This window comes from Moorena sp. SIO3B2, assembly GCF_010692525.1.
In the GTDB taxonomy this organism is placed as follows: domain Bacteria; phylum Cyanobacteriota; class Cyanobacteriia; order Cyanobacteriales; family Coleofasciculaceae; genus Moorena; species Moorena producens.
In genome coordinates this window covers 1-1027 of sequence record NZ_JAAHHE010001002.1, presented here as the reverse complement: position 1 = coordinate 1027, position 1027 = coordinate 1, and the positions used below count along the sequence as shown (strand labels likewise).

General features: G+C 44.6%; 1 protein-coding gene. It reads left to right on the top strand.

The features are described from left to right. A partial coding sequence (locus F6K38_RS44825) for a type II secretion system protein GspD (RefSeq protein ID WP_502709683.1) occupies positions 1–830 on the top strand: 830 nt, incomplete at its 5' end. Between the last annotated feature and the right edge of the window lie 197 nt (positions 831–1027).

The following is a 1027-nucleotide window of genomic DNA, read 5'->3' as shown; positions in this document are numbered from 1 at the left end:
GACAAAATGCTCCCTTTGATAACGTGATTGAGGGTTTCAATGAAACCGCTGGTACTCCATCACTCTTCGCACGTCCTGGTTTTGGTCGAAATAATAATCCATTCCAGCCAGGTGTGACGGATGTCCAACGTCAAGATGATGGAAACGAGTTTGAGTTTTCGCTTCCTTCTCTATTCGAGTACCCTGATAAGTTTTTATTAACGTTGCAGGCTCAGATTACCAGCAGCAACGCCAAGATTCTGACCGACCCGACTCTAGTGATCCAAGAAGGGCAGGAAGCTAGTGTCAAGTTGGTTCAGGAGGTATTGACTAGTGTAACGACAGATATAGACTTAGACGGTGGTGTGGCCACTAGAACCATCACCCCGGTTATTGAAGAGGCTGGTTTAACCCTAACGGTGAATGTTGACAGAATTGACGATAATGGTTTTATCACTTTATCGACATCTCCTGTGATCACAGCTCCCTCGGGAACTCAAGAATTTAACAGTGATAATGCACAAAACGAAATCACATTCCTCAGTCGCCGAGAACTAAGCTCTGGACTAGTTCGTCTGCGGGATGGTCAGACGTTAATACTATCTGGCATTATTCAGGACACTGACCGCACAACGGTATCGAAGGTGCCAATTTTGGGTGATATTCCCTTACTAGGTGCTCTGTTCAGAAGCACCAATAAGCAGAATCAGCGTAGTGAAGTGATCATCCTGGTGACCCCTCAAATTATGGATGACACAGACCGCAATGGTGGGTATGGTTACAGTTACACCCCTGGACGGGATGCCCGTCAAATGCTAAACCGGGGAGGGTTTCAGTCTCCAGGTAATTAAGGTAAAGGTAAGGTAAACGTCAATCAACACTTATCCCCCCGAGCGAGGGATTTCTCGCTCGGGGGGAATTAACTTATGGATTTGACTACTCCCCCCTACTTTAGTGGTGGGAATAGTTAGGTTTTGAAACTTTTACGTGTTTATTTGTTTTTGGTTGACAATTTTATTGACTTGGTTTGATTTAATTTTTATAAATC